Below are 17,834 nucleotides of genomic sequence, written 5' to 3'. Positions count from 1 at the left end.
CCCGCAAACCCATCAAAAAAGCAAGTATTCAAGCCATTTCAGAGGCATGGGGTTGGATTATCATTTTCCCGTAAGGGAATAGAAACCATCATCAATCTGGCATCGAAAGAGTATTCCAGATGTTTGGAAAAATATCTGCAGCCGGACGATCGCTTCATCACCTGCATTTTCGGTGAGCCGGTGCAGATCAAAGCGTTCAACTGGAGCGGCTATCATTTCGATGCCGATCGCTCGTCCGATATGGAATTTGTTTTCATCCGCGCGGGAATTCCCGGAAAGAAAGCCGGATGTAGCTGACAATCAGAATTTATGAAGAAGTTCAACAGAAAAAGAATGATTTGCCTCATCGCGCTATTGGTCGCTCTTCTCTTGATAAGTGTGTTCTTCATGCCGCATCATCAGCGGACATCTGCAAAGAGACTGCCTGATCTGTACCAAACGCAGATCCCGCAGTTTCATAGTTCAGTGGATAAAGACAGAGACGGAATTGATGACCAGACGGACATTCTGCAGGGAGCATTGGCGTATGTCAGCACGCAGCCACAGTACAAGAGCAAATATTACAGCACCGGCTATCCCGATGACGGTTATGGAGTCTGTACAGATGTAGTGGCATTATCGATGAGAGGCGCCGGATATGACCTCATGGAACTGGTGGATGAGGATATCAAAGCACATCCGGGAGATTACAATGTAGAGACTCCCGATAAGAATATTGATTTCCGAAGGGTGCAGAACCTGAAGGTTTGGTTTAAGAACAATGCGGTCAGTCTGACCACCGATCTCTCTGACATCGAAGAGTGGCAGGGCGGTGACATCGTTATTTTTAAAAATCACATAGGAGTTGTTTCAGATCGAAGAAATAAGGATGGGGTTCCTTATGTAATTCATCATAATTCTCCGCATCAGGTATCCTATGAAGAGGACATACTGGAGAAACGAGATGATCTGGTCGCCCATTATCGGATCTCGGAGTAATGGATATGTTCTATGCCTGACGGTTGTACGAATAGGAAACGGACGAATATGAACATTATTATTGTTGGGTTTGGCGGAGCAGTCGGAGCAATCTGCAGGTATCTGATCACCTTGCTGCCCGTTCATCCGGAAAATGGATTTCCAATAAAGACATTCATGATCAATGTCATCGGTTCTTTTATCATTGGCCTGGTGGCCGCTCTTGCTGCAAGGAATGCAATGAGTCCCAAGGCAGTGCTGTTCTTAAAGGTCGGCATCTGCGGAGGCTTTACCACATTTTCTTCCTTTGCCCTGGAGACGGAAGGGCTTCTGGAGAAGGGGAGCACCGGGATCGCCATGCTGTATGTCATTCTGAGTCTTGTCTGCGGAGTCCTGGCTGTCTTCGCGGCAGAACGACTGATTGGGTGAGATTAGGGGAGTCTAAGAAGATAAAAAGTCAACCTGCCGGCCGGGCAGTAAATGCGGATAGACAGCGCAGATCAAAAGTTACTGGCAGGAAACCGGTCATGCATTATGTTTATCATCAATCTCAAACAGCTTGTCCATTGCCACCTGATAGTATTGGCTGAGCCGCATGGCAACTTCCAGTCCTGGTTCCTGCTCGCCCCGTTCATAGCGGGAGAGGGAGTCCTTGCTGATGAAAAGAGCACCCGCGGCCTCCCGCTGGGTGAGGCCCATTGCCTTGCGGGCCTCCTGTAAATGTGTTCTGACTGGCATAGGTTCCTTTCTGTGACGTTGCCGCTTGAAAGCGTCATTTCGACGTCACATTCAAGCTTCCCTTTCTGTACCGCGCTTTTCGCGGCACGTTGGATTATCATTTCCCCGTAAGGGGATAGAAACAAGCCGTCTGCATCTGGTGTGATGCAAATGGCAGAATCTCCAATATGTTCCTTTGCGGCATTACCGATCTGCGCATCTGTGTCTTTGCTTTCCGATAGAAAAAGATCTTTGCTGGAGGTTTCAGAACTGTTTGCGTTCTGTACCACCTGCAAAGATCTCTTCAGGATATATTCTTCGTTCTTTTCTTTATCGCAGCAATTTTGCCTTTTTCACATCTTCGATGGTCTTTGTGCCTGCCAGCTGCATGGTAATGGACAGCTCCATGTTGAGATGGTCAAAGACTGATTTCACTCCCTCAGCACCGCCAAGATTCAGACCATAGATTACCGGGCGTCCAACTGCCACCAGATCAGCACCGCTTGCCAGAGCTTTGAAAACATGCTGACCGCGGCGGACGCCGTTGTCAAAGATGATCGGAACACGATGGCTGACAGCTTCTGCAATCGAAGGCAGTACGGCAATGGAAGCCGGACCGCCGTCGAGCTGACGGCCGCCATGATTCGATACCCAGATGCCATCTGCACCTGCCTGTATCGCTGTCAAAGCATCCTGGGGAGACTGGATGCCCTTTACCAGCACAGGCAGTCCCGACATCTGCTTTACCTTTGCGACATCTTCCGGGACAAAGTCCTGTTTGGCTGCAGCGTAAATCTCAGAGATGCCCTTGCCGACGCCATCACTGGAACTGTATGCCGCAAGATTCGGCATTGACAGCGGAAACTGAAAGTGGGAAACAACATCTTCCTCCCGGTATCCGCCCAGTGTAGAGTCAACCGTCATGATGATCGCCTTTACGCCAGCCTTCACTGCTTTTCTGATCAGGAATTCATTGAACTGATCATCCTTGCTCATATAGAGCTGGAAGAACTGTGGTGCTCCCGGAGCGGCAGCTGCTGCCTCTTCTACAGAAGTACTGCCATATGTACTCATCGAAAACAGAGTGCCTGCTTTGGCTGCACCAATTGCCGTATCCACTTCACCTTTGACATGTGCCAGGCCATGTGCTGCAGAAGGTGCCTCAATAATCGGTGTTTTCAGCTGAATTCCAAAAATGGAAGTTGACAGATCCGCATGGTCAATTCCCTGCAGGACACGCGGCACGATCCTGATATCATTGAATGCACGCGTATTCTCACGCAGTGTCCATTCATCTTCAGCACCCTCACGGATATATCCAAAAGCCCCACGGTCCATGCGTGCCTTCACACGCTCTTCAATGAAGAATAAAGCAAGGAATCCCGGCAATTCATTGCTGGGAGGAATTGCTGTTCTTTTCTCTTGCGGGTGAGTGATCTCCACCTTTGCCATCATACTGATTTTGGATATACCGTTTTACTGTTTCTTTGCTCATGTTGCCAACACTGCCAACATAATAGCTTGGCGCCCATAGCTTATCACCCCAGAACATAGCTTTTCTAATTTCCGGATGTGCTTTCAGAAACAGTCTGGCAGACGCTCCTTTCAGGTTTTTTACCACATCAGTAATGCTGTACTTTGGCTTGAAACTGCACAGCAAATGGATATGTTCTGGCATCACTTCCATTTCCTGAATGTCTACATCTGCCTGCTTTGCAAGACTTTGCAGAATATCTTTCATCTCATTCACAAGCTCAGGCGTTGTAAACCATGGATTACGGTACTTCGTACACCAGATAATATGAAAGTGCAGATTATACACATATCCACGTTCATAAACGGCATCCTCAATTCGATCAATATGTCTCTTCATATGTATCCTCTTTTTTGCTTTATATATTATATGTATACCATATATAATAAGCATTATATATGTGTTATAATAATAACATGAAGAAGATGTCTGATTACATGTTCCATATTGGACTGCAGATGCGTGTGTATCCGTCTGATCGACAAAAGGCAATGATTCGCATGAACGGCGGCGCCTCACGCTTTGTGTACAATCGTCTGGTGGCTGTGTACAATGAGATGTTCCGTCTGAGAAAAAGTGCATCACTGTCTCCAACAGACGCAGAAAGGCTTGCATATCTGGCATCTGCATATGGTGATGCAAAATCCATCAAGAACGCAATTCCTTTCTTGTGGGACTGCGATTCAGACATGGTACTTCATGCCATTATGAACTATAAGCGGGCGTGGATTCAGTTCAGAAAAGTGAAAGGAACCAGTATTCCGACATTCCACAAGTTTGACAACACATATTGCTATCAGACCAGTAATCACTATGCCGGAAAGAAGTTGAATACCATTCCACACGTTGTCGGCCTGTACGAAGGAAGCGTACGCTTTACAGACAGGAATCATCTTGTGCTGCCGATGCTTGGTACGATCCGCATGAAAGGTTCCCGCAAGCTGATTGATGCGCTGCTGAATCGTGTTGCAGAAACACGCATTGGTACTGTCACCATCAGGATGGATACGTGCGGAGACTGCTATATTTCGCTTGCTCTGGCATCAGACGAACCATTTCATACTGCTTATGTCAGAACTGGCAGAGCGGCAGGCATGGATCTGAACCTGTCCAACTTTCTGATGGACAGTGATGGCTGTGTGATCGAGTCACCGCGTTATATGAAACAGGCAGAAAAGAAGTTGTGCAAAGCGCAGCGTGTCCTTTCGCGAAAGTGCGAAGCTGCCAGACGAGATGGCCGAGACTATCGTACGTGCAGAAATTATCAGGAAGCACGTCTCAGACTGGCCAAATGCCATCGTCATGTGGCAAATCAAAGATTGGACTTTATCAGATGTACAGCAGACAAAGAAGTCAAAAGCCACGACTATTTGTTTGCCGAGGATCTCAAAGTTCGAAATTTGAAAAAGAACCACAAATTGGCAAAGGCAATCTCAGACAGTGGATGGAGAACTTTTCTGACTGAGCTGCAAAACACAGCTTCCAAACGCGGTAAAACGTGTCTGCTTGTCGATCCCAGAAACACGACACAGACCTGCTCGTCATGCGGCTGTGTTATGTCAGACGACAACAGAATCGTACTGGGGCAGGAAGAATGGGTGTGCCCAATGTGCGGTTCACACCATGTACGCGATCATAACGCCGCAATCAATATCAAAAATGCCGGTCTTGCCTTACTGCAGGAATCCGGCATTGCAATAGATAACTGCTGAAAGGCAGTATGGCAGTACATTCCTGCCTCATAGTTTGGCAACTCACTATGATAACCGCCCTCTCACTGGCAGACCTACACTTACCTGCTGCGGCAGATAAGCGAGTCAGCTGTATCAGGGCAAGTTGGAGTGCACGACTGCACATTCTATGTGCAGCCGTGTTCCTTCAAGCCTGCGGGCTTTAACCGCGGTAGTTGACGGCCGGCAATATTTACGATCTCAATCGGATGCTCAGCATTACTTGTATAATAAGCCATACACAATCTCCTCCTTCAGTATTGTCCAGCTATTATAGATACTGGTTCCGGGATTGCAAGACATATACATTCAGCAGACAGCACAGATTTACCAGAATTTAACGTCTGTATGATCATAAGTGGATGGAAGAAAATATACTGCACCTGCTATCCTTGATGCAGGAGGTATGTATGAAATACGAAACATTCTGTGTAGACTACCATCCCCATACCGCTGCCATGGCTGTTGCCGCAGCAGAAAAGGCAAATGAACTGGATGCCAAAGGATACAAAGTTCTCTCCTTTACTGTCACCAACTCTGGCAAAGGCATTATTCTGGCAGAAAAAAGCGGAGAAACCGCATGAAGAATCTGCTGTATATTCTCATCTGTTCTGACTTTGTGCTGGCTGCGCTCAGTCTGGCAGGTCTTCTTGCCGGCGGCAATCTTTCATCCTTTGTACAGGGCATGCTGCCGGGAGTGCTGGCCGGCATCGGACTGATTGCGCTGATCATGGTGAAAAAAGAAGACAAAGACTGAAAAAAACGTCCGGCGGACGTTTTCTTTATGATAGGGCTATTTTTTCCTGATGGCGCAGGTAGAAGAAGAAGGCGATGGAACTCAGTGTCCAGGTCAGAGGATATACCCAGTAGGCAAGCAGGATATTGTGCCAGACCAGGCCGATGGTAAACAGGATGGTGACACGGACTGCACACCAGCAGAACAGCATGACAGCCATCGGTACCATTGGCTTGCCCAGTCCTCTTAATACAGCTGAGGCAATATGAGAATAGCCAACCAGAAAGTAGAAGAAACCGGTGACTCTGGCTCTGCCTGCCCCATACACAATGACGTCGGGATCACGGTTGAATAAGCCAACAATCTGCGGGGCAAAGAGGAAGAACAGGACGCCCATGATCTCAATCATGGTCAGTGATACAGCAAAGCCAAAGTGCATGCCCTTTCTGACTCTCTCATATTTCTGCGCGCCCATATTCTGGGAGATATAGGTTGTCATCGCCATGGAAAAGGCGGTAACCGGCAGGAAGATGAAACCTTCTGCCTTGGTGCTGGCACCGATGCCGGCAATGGCCATGGCACCGAAACTGTTGATATAGGACTGAATCAGGATGTTGGAAATATCGATGACCGAGCCCTGCAGAGCTGTAGGCAGGCCGTAATCTGTAATCTGCTTCAAACTTTCCTTATCAAAAGCAATATGCGTGATATGCAGGCAGACAGGCTCCGGTGCTTTTAACAGCCTGATGAAAACCAGGATCGCAGTCAGTACTTCTGACATCACAGTGGCGATGGCCGCCCCATCCACACCCATGTGGAATACCGCGATAAATACGATATCCAGCACTACATTGATCATGGAAGAACAGATCAGATAATATAACGGATGCTTGGAATCACCGGCCGCCTGCAGGATGCCGGTCATGGTGTTGTACATGATCAGACCGCCAAAGCCGGCAAAGTAGATGCGCAGATAAAGACTGGATAATGGGAAAACATCTGCTGGTGTCTTCATCCAGTGCAGGATGACAGGTGTCATCATGACGCCAATGATGGTCATGGCAACGCTCAGAACCAGGCCAAGAGCAACTGTTGTGTGAATGGCAAGCTTTGTCTTCCGGCTGTCTCCAGCCCCAATGCTGCGAGAGATAATGACACCGGCGCCGGTGGAAAAGCCCATGAAAAAGCCGGTGAACAGGAAGACAAGCGAACTGACACCGGATACGGCTGCCAGTGCCTTTGCGCCAAGGAAGTTGCCGACAATCAGGGAATCTGCGGTGTTGTACATCTGCTGAAACAGATTGCCGACAAACAAAGGGATCGCAAAAAAGATGATCTCTTTGCGAAGATCACCTTCGGTCATTAAATGCAGAGATGAGTTTGTACGTTCCATGCCCCATATATATCACTGCTGTGCTGTTTCTTCAACATCAGTTATTGATATGGTGATGGGCAGTGAAACTGTTGTCTCCCAGCTTTTCAAAGTGGTAGCCATTCGCCAGTCCCCATTCAATGACCCGTGATACAGCATCCACGGAGAAGGACTTTGTATCATGCTGGAGAACGACAGCAGGATAGCCCCTGGCACTGACAGAAGAAATGCCATTTGTAATGTTATCAAACACCTGATCGGCACTGTCAATATTGCCGGCATCCCCACTGGACACATTCCAGTCAAAGTAATGCAGTCCCTTGGCAGACGCCTGCTGGGTCAGCGTACTCATAATGCCGGAACAGTAGTTTGCACTGACGGTATTGGAAGAGCCGCCCGGAAAGCGCATCAGGGATGCATAGCTGCCCGTCTGCTGAAATACACGGGCATTCTGTCTGTTGAAATCTGCCCAGTAAGCATCCGTACTGGCATAAATCTGAGCATAGTTATGTGTTTCTGTATGCACTGCCACGGTGTGGCCGCGGCGGTATTCCTCCCCGATCAGAGAATCATCCCCACGTCCGGTTGTAAAGAATGTTGCCTTGACATTGTACTGATCCAGAATATCCAGCAGTCTTCTTGTATTGTCAGATGGTCCATCATCAAAGGTAAGATAGATTGTTTTCGCATCTTCCCTGCCAGAATGGTTCTGAGGCACCGGAATGACATGCACCGTTCTTGTTATGGCTGTACTGTGGCCATAGCTGTCAGATACCGTATATGTCACCGTATAATCACCCGGTGTACTGGTATCCACACTGCCATCCATTTCGATCTTATTTGTAACATCATCTTCACTGTCATCCAAGGCAGTAACACCAGGATCATACGTTGTTCCAGCAAACACTGTCACATCACTGTCATCACCGCCATCCCCAAATGACAATACCGGTGCCTCCCTGTCATCATAGACGATCCTGCGGACAGCCACTGCATAATTGCCTGCACTGTTTCTGACAGTATACTTCATGTACTGCCCATCAGTGGTCACAGAAACAGATCCGGTCAGATCTCCATCCGTACTGTCACTGGCAGAATAGCCTTCTTCCTGATAGTCATGATTGTATGGCGTATAAGCATCCGGATTGCTTGTTAATGTAATCTCTGGTGTGTGGTAATCTCTTACCTCAACAATCCTTTCAGCACGCTTATGATATCTTCCTTTGCCAGCTTCATACTGAATGGTATACAGTCCCTTTTCATCCACATTTACCGTACCGGAAGTCTTCACTTCTGCTTTTTGATGCAGAAATGGCAGGATGCGGTTGGTCAAAACAGCATCCGCCCCAGGATCAACATATGTTTCATTTACCTGCTGAAAGACATGCGGATCACCACGCAATGTCAGACGCAATGTAAAATGAGTGATGATGCATAATGCAATGATGACAGCAGCCGCAATGGCAATGGACACCACTGCCCAGCGGCGCAGTTTTCTCTTCCTCCTGTGCTTCATGCTTATCAATCTAGCATGTTTTATTACGGACAGCACACCAAAATATGAATCTTAATCTTTTCTTAAGAATAGATTGTTCTTTTCTGTGCCTTTCTTTCGGGATACAATCATGCACAGGAGATCAGATCATGAAAGTTACGATACCAGAAAATTATCAGCCGACGCTGGATGTGCGTCATACGCAGGAAGCAATCAAGTATATCCGTGATACATTCCAGCGGGAATTCGGAAAAGAAATGAATTTGTCCCGGGTCAGTGCACCATTGTTTGTGACAAAGGCGAGCGGTCTCAATGACAATCTCAATGGCATTGAGCGCCCTGTTTCCTTTGATGCCCAGGATCTGCCCGGCGAAAAGCTGGAAGTAGTCCAGTCGCTTGCCAAATGGAAGCGCTGGGCTCTGCAGAAATATCATTTTGAACCAGGTGAAGGCCTGTATACCAACATGAATGCCATCCGCAGGGATGAACTGCTCGATAACCTGCATTCCATGTATGTGGACCAGTGGGACTGGGAGAAAGTAATCAATAAAGAAGACAGAAATATTCCAATGCTGGAAAGCACAGTCCGTACCATCTTCAAAGTCATCAAGCATATGGAACATGAAGTCTGGTATAAGTATCCCGAAGCTGTATGCCATCTGGCAGATGATGTATCCTTCATTACGGCTCAGGAGCTGGAAGACCTCTATCCGGATCTTTCCCCAAAAGAAAGAGAAAACAAGATTGTCAAAGACAAGAAGTGCGTCTTCATCATTGGCATTGGATCACCATTGAAGAGATCCGGCAAGCCACATGATGGCAGAGCACCAGACTATGACGACTGGAGCCTCAATGGCGACCTGCTGTTCTATCTGCCCTCTCTTGATCAGGCCCTGGAGATTTCATCCATGGGAATCCGCGTAGACGAAGAATCTCTTGTGAAACAGTGCAAAGCTGCCCATTGTGAAGGCAGGCTGCAGCTGCCATACCATCAGGCCATCCTCCACCATGCAGTTCCCTACACCATCGGCGGCGGCATCGGCCAGTCCAGACTGTGCATGTTATTGCTGAACAAAGCACACATCGGTGAAGTTCAGGCTTCCATATGGCCGGATCAGATGGTCAGCCAGTGCCAGGAGCACAATATTCATCTGCTGTAAAACAGGGCAATTAAGCCCGGCATTTGTCTGTCTGCTGACAGTTATGCCGGGCTTTTTCTGTCCTGCTGATGAAAAAAGACAGATTGTCATGCATGTTCACCAGACAATCTGCCGCACATTTGTCAAAAACTGTTTTATTCTTTCTTTCCTGCCAGCTCCTTGAGTTCATCCAGGCTGCTGACTTTTTTGGAGTAAAGGGTCAGCGGTGCGGAGGATGTATCGCCGATGGCAGTCAGATCATAGCCCTGGGAGTCAATTTCAGACTGGAGGTATGCTTTGTGCTGGAAGGCATTGAGGTCGATTTCACCGGAGTTGAGTGCTTCATTGGGGAGGTTGTAGGCATCGAATGTCACAACTTCAATGTAGATGCCTGCATCTTCATCATCGAGTACTTTCTGGACGGCTTTCCATACATCTCCGGTTCCGCAGATGCCGACTTTGATGACTTTCTTGCCAGCTGAATCTGAGTTGTATCCTTCGATGCTGTCCACAAAGTCCGCATCAACTGTATAGTTTTCATCATAGTCAAATGCCGGAACGGAAGAACCTTTGTTCTTTTCAAGGATGTATTCTGCAACGAGCTGAGACTGATAGGCTTTGACAATGGTCTGGTAGTCCGGATTGTCCTTGTCAGCCGTTCTGGCCACAATGACATTGATGAACGGATTGTCGGATCCCTTTTCCTGTACCTCCGTAATCAGGCCGTCTTTCTCAGGAGACAGTCCTCCCGGAACGGCATAGGTGCCGTTGACCGTCGCAGCCGCATAGTCATCCAATGTGGATACCAGAGTATTGGCTGCTGCCGGGACGATTTCAATGTTATAGATATACTTTGTAATGTCAGCCAGTTCCGGTGTATAGCCAGCATCGGGATCCACTTCAATCAGGCCTGCTGAGGTCAGCAGGTTGATGGCTCTTGCCTGGTTGGTGGCATCGCTTGGCACACCGATCTTGATCGCTTCGGCTGTGGATGATTTGGCGCCGCAGCCTGTTGTGACCAGAGTGCCGGCAGTGAGAACGGATACGAGAATCTTCTTAGCTGTGTGATTCATTTTTCTATCTCCTTATTTAAAAAGTTTTTTATTTACAGACGCATGGGCCAGTGAATTTCCCACCAGCTGCAGCAGTGATACAAAGACGAGCAGAAATAATACGCAGAGATTGACAACATCCTGATAGTACATGTTCTGTCCCTGATTGATGGCAAAGCTGCCGATGCCTCCGGCCCCGACAGCACCTGCTGAAGTGGTCAGGCCAACCAGGGAAATGGATGTGATTGTGACGGCGCGGAACAGATCGGGCAATGCTTCATGAAGATAGACGCGGAAGATGATGCCAATGGTGCCGCTGCCCATGGCACGGGCTGCTTCGATCTTGCCGGGATCCACATCGCTCAATGCACTTTCTACCTGTCTGGCAAAGAAGGGAACGGCACCGAAGACCAGTGGGACAATGGCTCCGGTTACGCCAATGGAAGTACCGGTAATGAATCTTGTCAGCGGGATCAGGAAGATCAGCAGAATAATGAAGGGAATGGACCGGAAGATGTTGGTAACAATCTCCAAAATGACATGAACGCCTTTATTGGGACGGATGCCGTCGGATCTTGTGACGACCAGCAGGATGCCAAGAGCACCGCCGATGACCAGAATCCAGATGCCGGCAATGAAGAACATCTGGAAGGTTGCCTGCAGGCTTTCAAGGAACATGTTCCAGTATTTGACAACATTGGGAAACAGGCTTTGAAACAGACTCATGCTTTCACTCCTTCCACTCTGACACCCCTGTTTTCAAGATAGGCAAGGGCTTTTCCGATATTTTCTTTTGTGCCTCTGACACTGGCAATGATGGCACCCAGAGCACTGTCTTCCACCAGATCGACATTGGCCAGGACAATGGAGACATTGACATCAAACTCACGTGAGACAATGGAAATCAGGGCATCTCCTACAGATTCTCTGGTGAAGACAAGTTTGACCAGACGGCTGTCAGAAGATGAAAGTGCCATGCCTGCCTGATGCTTTAACAGCTCTGAGATTTTGTTCAGACCGCTCGAGCTTTCCACAAACTTCTTTGTGATCGGCTGCTTCGGCGAGGCAAAGATGTCATAGACTGCGCCTTCTTCAACGATCTTTCCGTTTTCCATGACGGCAACTTTGTCCGCAATCTCCTTGATCACTGCCATTTCATGGGTAATGACGACCAGGGTGAGGCCAAGTTCTTTGTTCAGTTTCTTCAGCAGAGCAAGGATGGATTCCGTCGCATCAGGGTCCAGGGCGCTGGTTGCTTCATCGCACAGGAGTATCTGAGGTTCTGCCGCCAGGGCTCTGGCAATGGCAACCCGCTGTTTCTGACCGCCAGACAGCTGAGAGGGATAGGCATTACGCTTGTCTGAAAGATTGACAAGGGCAAGCAGGGGATCCACTCTGTCTGCAATCTGTTTTCCTGACAGATGGCGGTAGCGCAGTGAATAAGCCACATTGTCAAATACTGTACTGCGGTCCAGCAGATTGAAGTGCTGGAAGATCATGCCAATGGAATGGCGCAGATGACGCAGATCCTTTTCTCTGAGCTGTGTCTGCCGGCCGTCTTTTTCCAGCAGAAGTCCTTCCTTGCCGGCATGCACCGTACCGAAGCCATCGATGGAAATCGTACCTGACTGCGGCTTTTCCAGAAAGTTGATGCAGCGCACCAGCGTGCTTTTGCCAGCGCCGGAATAGCCGATCACCCCAAAGACTTCTCCTTTGCCAATGCTGAAAGAGACATCATTGACGGCATGAACCTGACTGCTGTTCAGGTCATAGGTTTTGCTTAAATGCGATATTTCAATCATGCTTTCTCCCTTCTTACAGCGGCAGTTCCTTCTGATGGGCAACATGCCATGCATGGTCTTCCTTCACCTTCTGCAGCAGTGCTTCATCCTCCAGCAGATCAAGTGCTGTATCTGCCAGCACCGCTGCGCCCAGGCCGATGGCATCCAATCCCTTCTGACTGCAGGCAGCCCTGACAAAGTCAGGTGAATGGCCGGCAATCTTTGTGCTGGAAATGCCGATATGCGGCTGAATCGCAGGTACAACCTGAGATACATTGCCCACATCCGAGCTGCCCGGCTGCACCGTGTCTGGTTTGTGTGTGATCTGCTGTCCGAACAGGTTCAGATTCTTTTCATAGATGGCATCCAGGGATGGTGTAACGACCATGTTTTCCACCAGGTTCTGATACAGCTTGATACTGCCGGTGCATCCCGTTGCCAGTGCTGCGCCCTTGACGATGTTTTCCACCCTGGCATACAGCTCATGCAGCGTATCAATGTCAGCTGCACGGATATACCACTTGGAATTGGTATGTTCCGGAATGACATTGGGTGCCGTGCCGCCCTCGGTGATAATGCCGTGGATCCGGATGCGGTTTGTCAATTGCTGACGGAGGACGGAGATGCCGTTATAGACAAGAATCTGCGCATCCAGGGCATTGATGCCATCCTGAGGATCACCAGCCGCATGGGCAGCTCTGCCATCAAAGGTGATATCCACCGGTGCACAGGCATAATTCCGGGATGACAGATAGTGTTTGTCATCGCCGCCGGGATGCACGCACAGGGCAAAGTCCACATCTTTGAAGTAGCCTTCTCTGACAAAGGAACCCTTGGCACTGCCATTCTCACCGCCCTCTTCACCAGGGGTGCCATAGACTCTGACCTCACCGCCGGTTTCATCAATGACCTGCTTTAAAGCTGCAGCGGCCAAAGACGAGGTGGCGCCGAACAGATTGTGGCCGCAGCCGTGGCCAAGACCTGCAAGAGCGTCATATTCTGCCAGGAAGACCGCCACCGGGCCTGGCAAGGAAGATTTGTACCTTGCCGCAAAGCCTGTGCGGTGCCCGGCTGCGGGCAGCTCGATGTCAAACCCTTCTTTGGATAACTGCTCTGATAATGTCTGACTGGCAAAGAATTCATAATTGGATACCTCCGGCTTGTCATGAATCGCAAGCGCAATCTTCTGATACACAGGCAGCTGTGCCTGTACAAATGCATTGATTCTTTCTTTTCTTTCACTCATCTTCTTATCCTCATAAAAAGGCACCCGCGAATACCTCACGGGTGCCTTGCAAATGCAGATTGGGTCACATAAAACCTATGATCCCCTGTCAACACAGCTGTGATCACCCGTTAACCATCTGCACATGCACATCATCATCGTTGTCTTAGCTGTGTTCATATTCTGCATCTCCCTTTCTATGCCAATCATTTTACAGGGAATGTTTCAGAAAGCAATTTCAAAAAATCAATGCTCAGTTATAGCTTTTGCTTATGAGAATACGTATTACTGGTTGATCCAGCTTTCATCCTCAGGATGATCGCGGAATGCCAGCAGTCTCTTGATATCACGTTCTTTGATATAGCCTTCCTCTGCTGCACAGGCCGCAATCGTATCAAAGTTGGTCAGTGATACATTTGCAACATCGTTGTCTGCCAGTCTCTTTGCGGCTTTGGCCATGCCATAGGTCACAATGGACGCAATGCCAAGTACTTCTGCCCCGGCATCCCGCAGAACATTGACCACATCCACGCAGCTGCCTGCTGTAGAGATCAGATCTTCGATGACCACGGCCTTCTGTCCAGGCAGAATCTTCCCTTCGATCTGGTTCTTGCGGCCATGGTCCTTGGAGCCCGTGCGGACATAGCCCATGGGCAGATTGAGAATCTGGGCAGTAATGGCCGCATGGGCAATGCCCGCTGTCGAAGTACCCATCAGAATCTCTGCATCGGGATATTTCTCTTTGATCATTTCGGCAAGACCGTTTTCTACATCATTTCTGACCTGTACATCGGACAGTGTCAGGCGATTATCACAGTAAACAGGTGATTTAATGCCGCTGGCCCAGGTAAAGGGATCATCCGGCTGAAAGAAAACCGCTTTGATCTTCAGCAGGTCCTTAGCAATGATTTCGCTTCTCATCTTGTCTCCTTTGTAAATTCTCTGACGCATTCCTGGTAGGCTGCCACTGGATCCTGCGCCTGGGTGATCGGTCTGCCGACCACGATGTAGTCGCAGCCCACTCTGGCTGCCTGGCCCGGTGTCATGATGCGCTTCTGGTCATCCTTCTGGCTGCTGGCAAAACGAATGCCAGGTGTCACCGTCACAAAGTCAGCACCGCATGCCTGGTGTACCTGATCCGCTTCCCATGGCGAGCACACCACCCCATCAAGCCCTGCTGCCTTTGCATTCTGTGCATAGTGCATGACGACATCCTGCATATCCCGGTGGATATCCAGTTCATTCTCCAGAGCTGCCTGATCCGTGCTGGTCAGCTGCGTGACCGCGATCAGCAACGGCTGCTTTCCCTGTTTGACGGACAATCCCCGTCTGGCAGCCTGCATCATGGCAATGGTGCCAGCCGCATGGACATTGACCATGTCCACATCCAGATTTGCCAATACACGGCATGTCTTTTCTACCGTGTTAGGAATGTCATGCAGCTTGAGATCAAGAAAAATCTGATGTCCCCTCTGTTTCAGTTCTCTGACAATATCCGGTCCTTCACTGTAAAACAGCTCCATGCCGATTTTGACAAACGGACGCACCTGACCAAAGCGGTCCAGAAAGGTCAGCGTATCTTTCTTTGAAGCAAAATCGCAGGCAATGATTACATCTTTTGACATATATGTCCTCCTCCTATGATCGCATCGAGATTTTCAATGTTGTATCGTTTCATGGCTGCAGGCAGATCATGGATGATCTTTGCACAGGCCATGGGATCTTTCAGACTGGCACTGCCGACTTCTGCGGCACAGGCGCCGGCAAGCATCATTTCAATGACGTCTTCCGGCGTGGAGACACCGCCGATCCCAATGATCGGAATGCGCACTGCCTCATACACCTGATAAACCATGCGCAATGCAATCGGGAAGACGGCTGGTCCTGACAGCCCTCCTGTAACATTGGCCAGTACTGGTTTTCTTGTTCGTAAATCAATGCGCATCGCCATCAGGGTATTGATCAAGGCAAGTCCATCGGCACCAGCAGATTCACATGCCTTTGCAATCCGTGTGATATCGGTCACATTCGGTGACAGCTTGACGATGACCGGCTTATCACTGACAGCCTTGATCGCTTTTGTAACGGCATAGGCCGCATCCGGATCCGTGCCAAAGGCCATCCCGCCGCCATGTACATTGGGACAGGAGATATTTACTTCCAGCCAGCCGATCTCCCTAATGCCATTCAGCTTCTCTGCCACTTCTTTGTATTCATCAATGGAGAACCCGGCAATGTTGGCCATGAATTTCTTGTGATATACCTCTTTCAGCTTTGGGATCTCTTCCTGGATCACGGCATCCACGCCCGGATTCTGCAGGCCGACACTGTTTAACATGCCTGCATTGCCTTCCGCAATTCTCGGCAGTGGATTGCCATATCTGGGCTCACGTGTGATTCCCTTGCAGGAAAAGGTACCAAGCTGATTGATGTCATAGAAGCGGGCATATTCCCATCCATAGCCAAACGTGCCGGAGGCAGGGATGATGGGATTGTCTAATGGAATTCCACAGAGAGATGTCTTCATGCCTGCCATAACAATTCCTCTTTATTGAATACCGGTCCATCATGGCAGATGCGCCTTGGTCCGTTTTTTGTCATGACGGCACAGCCCATGCAGGCACCAAAGCCGCATCCCATGCGGGCTTCCAGTGATACCTGCACAGGAACCTCTGCTTTTTCTGCCACCCCCTGTAACATTCCCATCGGTCCACAGGCATAGATACACGTCGCATTTGCTTTCATGCCGTCTGTGACAAGCCCCCTGTGTCCAAGGCTGCCATCCTGTGTATAGACGCTGACATCACAGCCCATCTTCTGCATTTCGTCCAACAGGATCGCATCCTTTTGACTCTGAAAGCCGGCCAGTACGGTAACCTGCTTTTTCTGACAAAGCAGCTGTCTGGCAAGATACGGCATTGGTGCCATGCCAAGACCGCCGCCGATTAACATGGGATGATCGCCTGCGATGGTCAGATCAAAGCCGTTACCGCATGGTCCCAGCAGGTTGATGTCTGCATAGGATGGCAGCTGCGTCATCGCTCTGGTGCCTTTGCCAATGACACGGTAGATCAGCGTGATGACATTGGCCTGCACATTGGAAACACTGAATGGCCGCCGCAGAAACAGACCCGGAATCTCTGCATCCACAAACTGTCCCGGAACCAGATCCATCTGCACCTGTATCTGCATCTGCCAGATTTTTTCTGTGATGGCATGGTTAGTGAGGATGACACCGTTTTTTTCTTCCATCTTTTCCTCCTGCCGCAAAAAAAGTCTTCCCGCAGGAAGACCGTACATTTCTCATCTTACTTGAAAAGTATGTTCTGTCTTCCTGATCTCTCTGTATCAGATTAAAGACTGCGTAATTTTTTTATCATGCCGTATGCACTTTGTCAACGCTCTTTGCTTTGGCATGCAGGAAGGCAATGAGCTCTGCACTGCAGTATTTCTTGATCACAATCTGCCCGCTGCCCGGCTTTGCCATCAGATAGAAGGCTTTTCCATCCTCCAGGATTTCCTGCAGGTCACTGTACAGCAGCCCCGTCTTTAGACTTTAGCACCATGAAAGTTTAGAGGCAGATCAGAACAGGAATACGCACAAGCCCTTTTGTACCAAGGGTTTTTATTATCTTCAGCTCACTTGACAAAATTGTTTTTGGATATTGATTAAAATGGTGTAATGGTGTATTATTGAAACGGGCGACTTTATGGCTTACTTTCTTAAGATCCAGAACCAGGCTAACAACACTTATCTCGCTATCTATGAATCCTTTTATTCTCCGGATTCCAAGGGCACGAAGCACCGTTGTTTCAAATCTCTTGGCTCTGTTACCAAGCTGCAGCGTGAGGGTATTGAAGATCCCGTCGCTTACTACAAAGCCGAAGTAGGACGTATGAATGCCGAACGGAAAGCTCAAAAGGAAGTTCAGAAGATTTCTTCTGTTTCTCCCGGGAAGTACCTCGGCTACTTTCCTCTGAAGTCAATTCTTGAGAAACTGGATATCCGCAGATTCGTGGATATGTATAAACTGACCACTTCCTATGATTTCGATCTGTACGAAGTCCTTTCTTCTTTGATCTATGCCCGGGCCGT

Annotated in this window: 20 protein-coding genes and 1 pseudogene; 8 read left to right on the top strand and 13 right to left on the bottom strand. The window is 48.9% G+C overall.

All coding sequences use genetic code 11. The features are described from left to right. Window positions 1-123 precede the first annotated feature (123 nt). The 3 genes from MOZ60_RS06445 to crcB all read left to right on the top strand — a co-directional run bounded on the left by MOZ60_RS06445 (window position 124) and on the right by crcB (window position 1,386). Window positions 124-297 (top strand): hypothetical protein, encoded by a 174-nt coding sequence (locus MOZ60_RS06445; RefSeq protein WP_370596050.1) that lies wholly within the window; start codon window positions 124-126, stop codon window positions 295-297. A gap of 90 nt (window positions 298-387) precedes the next feature. Next, window positions 388-978, top strand: coding sequence for a DUF1287 domain-containing protein (locus MOZ60_RS06440; protein WP_370596049.1), 591 nt, complete (start codon window positions 388-390; stop codon window positions 976-978). A gap of 48 nt (window positions 979-1,026) precedes the next feature. Beyond that, window positions 1,027-1,386 (top strand): fluoride efflux transporter CrcB, encoded by a 360-nt coding sequence (gene crcB, locus MOZ60_RS06435; RefSeq protein WP_108775658.1) that lies wholly within the window; start codon window positions 1,027-1,029, stop codon window positions 1,384-1,386. 96 nt (window positions 1,387-1,482) lie between these two features. Here the strand turns inward: crcB and MOZ60_RS06430 are convergent, their stop codons facing one another. From MOZ60_RS06430 to tnpA, 3 genes are all read right to left on the bottom strand, one after another. Continuing rightward, window positions 1,483-1,695, bottom strand: a complete 213-nt coding sequence (locus MOZ60_RS06430; RefSeq protein WP_370596048.1) for a helix-turn-helix domain-containing protein — start codon at window positions 1,693-1,695, stop codon at window positions 1,483-1,485. Between the two features lie 309 nt (window positions 1,696-2,004). Beyond that, a complete protein-coding gene (locus tag MOZ60_RS06425) occupies window positions 2,005-3,012 on the bottom strand; it encodes a lactate oxidase (RefSeq protein ID WP_370596047.1) in 1,008 nt (335 codons plus the stop codon). A gap of 52 nt (window positions 3,013-3,064) precedes the next feature. Then, a complete protein-coding gene (tnpA, locus tag MOZ60_RS06420; RefSeq protein WP_370596046.1) occupies window positions 3,065-3,547 on the bottom strand; it encodes an IS200/IS605 family transposase in 483 nt (160 codons plus the stop codon). Window positions 3,548-3,624: 77 nt separating this feature from the next. Between tnpA and MOZ60_RS06415 the strand changes: the two genes are divergently transcribed. From MOZ60_RS06415 to MOZ60_RS06405, 3 genes are all read left to right on the top strand, one after another. Then, window positions 3,625-4,920 carry an RNA-guided endonuclease InsQ/TnpB family protein gene (locus MOZ60_RS06415; protein ID WP_370596045.1) on the top strand — a complete coding sequence of 432 codons (1,296 nt, stop codon included), beginning with the start codon at window positions 3,625-3,627 and terminating at the stop codon, window positions 4,918-4,920. A gap of 428 nt (window positions 4,921-5,348) precedes the next feature. Next, a complete protein-coding gene (locus MOZ60_RS06410) occupies window positions 5,349-5,522 on the top strand; it encodes a hypothetical protein (protein ID WP_370596044.1) in 174 nt (57 codons plus the stop codon). After that, window positions 5,519-5,695, top strand: a complete 177-nt coding sequence (locus MOZ60_RS06405) for a hypothetical protein (RefSeq protein WP_370596043.1) — start codon at window positions 5,519-5,521, stop codon at window positions 5,693-5,695. The genes MOZ60_RS06410 and MOZ60_RS06405 overlap by 4 nt, the downstream gene beginning before the upstream one ends. Before the next feature lie 25 nt (window positions 5,696-5,720). Here the strand turns inward: MOZ60_RS06405 and MOZ60_RS06400 are convergent, their stop codons facing one another. Further along, window positions 5,721-7,067, bottom strand: a complete 1,347-nt coding sequence (locus MOZ60_RS06400) for an MATE family efflux transporter (RefSeq protein ID WP_108775661.1) — start codon at window positions 7,065-7,067, stop codon at window positions 5,721-5,723. A gap of 37 nt (window positions 7,068-7,104) precedes the next feature. Further along, the gene (locus MOZ60_RS06395) at window positions 7,105-8,562 is read right to left on the bottom strand and encodes an immunoglobulin-like domain-containing protein (RefSeq protein ID WP_370596042.1); all 1,458 of its coding nucleotides are present in this window, start codon (window positions 8,560-8,562) and stop codon (window positions 7,105-7,107) included. 128 nt (window positions 8,563-8,690) lie between these two features. Here MOZ60_RS06395 and asnA point away from each other — a divergent pair, with 128 nt between their 5' ends. Beyond that, window positions 8,691-9,701, top strand: coding sequence for an aspartate--ammonia ligase (asnA, locus tag MOZ60_RS06390; RefSeq protein WP_370596041.1), 1,011 nt, complete (start codon window positions 8,691-8,693; stop codon window positions 9,699-9,701). Window positions 9,702-9,835: 134 nt separating this feature from the next. On the opposite strand, the gene MOZ60_RS06385 is transcribed toward asnA, so the two are convergent. The 8 genes from MOZ60_RS06385 to MOZ60_RS06350 all read right to left on the bottom strand — a co-directional run bounded on the left by MOZ60_RS06385 (window position 9,836) and on the right by MOZ60_RS06350 (window position 16,990). Continuing rightward, window positions 9,836-10,753: a MetQ/NlpA family ABC transporter substrate-binding protein gene (locus tag MOZ60_RS06385; RefSeq protein ID WP_370596040.1), complete on the bottom strand. Its 918-nt coding sequence runs from the start codon at window positions 10,751-10,753 to the stop codon at window positions 9,836-9,838. Window positions 10,754-10,765: 12 nt separating this feature from the next. Continuing rightward, entirely contained in the window at window positions 10,766-11,458 is a 693-nt protein-coding gene (locus MOZ60_RS06380) for a methionine ABC transporter permease (RefSeq protein ID WP_370596039.1), read from the bottom strand. After that, window positions 11,455-12,534 (bottom strand): methionine ABC transporter ATP-binding protein, encoded by a 1,080-nt coding sequence (locus tag MOZ60_RS06375; RefSeq protein ID WP_370596038.1) that lies wholly within the window; start codon window positions 12,532-12,534, stop codon window positions 11,455-11,457. Before MOZ60_RS06375 ends, MOZ60_RS06380 begins: the two co-directional genes overlap by 4 nt. A gap of 13 nt (window positions 12,535-12,547) precedes the next feature. Next, entirely contained in the window at window positions 12,548-13,759 is a 1,212-nt protein-coding gene (locus MOZ60_RS06370; RefSeq protein ID WP_370596037.1) for a M20 family metallopeptidase, read from the bottom strand. A 264-nt stretch (window positions 13,760-14,023) separates the two neighbouring features. Then, window positions 14,024-14,659: an orotate phosphoribosyltransferase gene (gene pyrE, locus MOZ60_RS06365; RefSeq protein ID WP_370596036.1), complete on the bottom strand. Its 636-nt coding sequence runs from the start codon at window positions 14,657-14,659 to the stop codon at window positions 14,024-14,026. Further along, window positions 14,656-15,363, bottom strand: coding sequence for an orotidine-5'-phosphate decarboxylase (gene pyrF / locus MOZ60_RS06360; protein WP_370596035.1), 708 nt, complete (start codon window positions 15,361-15,363; stop codon window positions 14,656-14,658). The genes pyrE and pyrF overlap by 4 nt, the downstream gene beginning before the upstream one ends. After that, the gene (locus MOZ60_RS06355) at window positions 15,348-16,274 is read right to left on the bottom strand and encodes a dihydroorotate dehydrogenase (protein ID WP_370596034.1); all 927 of its coding nucleotides are present in this window, start codon (window positions 16,272-16,274) and stop codon (window positions 15,348-15,350) included. The genes pyrF and MOZ60_RS06355 overlap by 16 nt, the downstream gene beginning before the upstream one ends. After that, window positions 16,262-16,990 (bottom strand): dihydroorotate dehydrogenase electron transfer subunit, encoded by a 729-nt coding sequence (locus tag MOZ60_RS06350; protein WP_370596033.1) that lies wholly within the window; start codon window positions 16,988-16,990, stop codon window positions 16,262-16,264. Before MOZ60_RS06350 ends, MOZ60_RS06355 begins: the two co-directional genes overlap by 13 nt. Before the next feature lie 458 nt (window positions 16,991-17,448). Between MOZ60_RS06350 and MOZ60_RS06345 the strand changes: the two are divergent. Then, window positions 17,449-17,834: pseudogene (locus MOZ60_RS06345) on the top strand (IS1634 family transposase); the annotation flags it as partial.

The organism is Grylomicrobium aquisgranense (genome assembly GCF_033971865.1).
GTDB classification, from domain to species: Bacteria; Bacillota_I; Bacilli_A; order Erysipelotrichales; family Erysipelotrichaceae; genus Bulleidia; species Bulleidia massiliensis.
The sequence above is the reverse complement of the archived record's forward strand: the minus strand, read 5'-3'. Positions and strand labels throughout refer to the sequence as shown.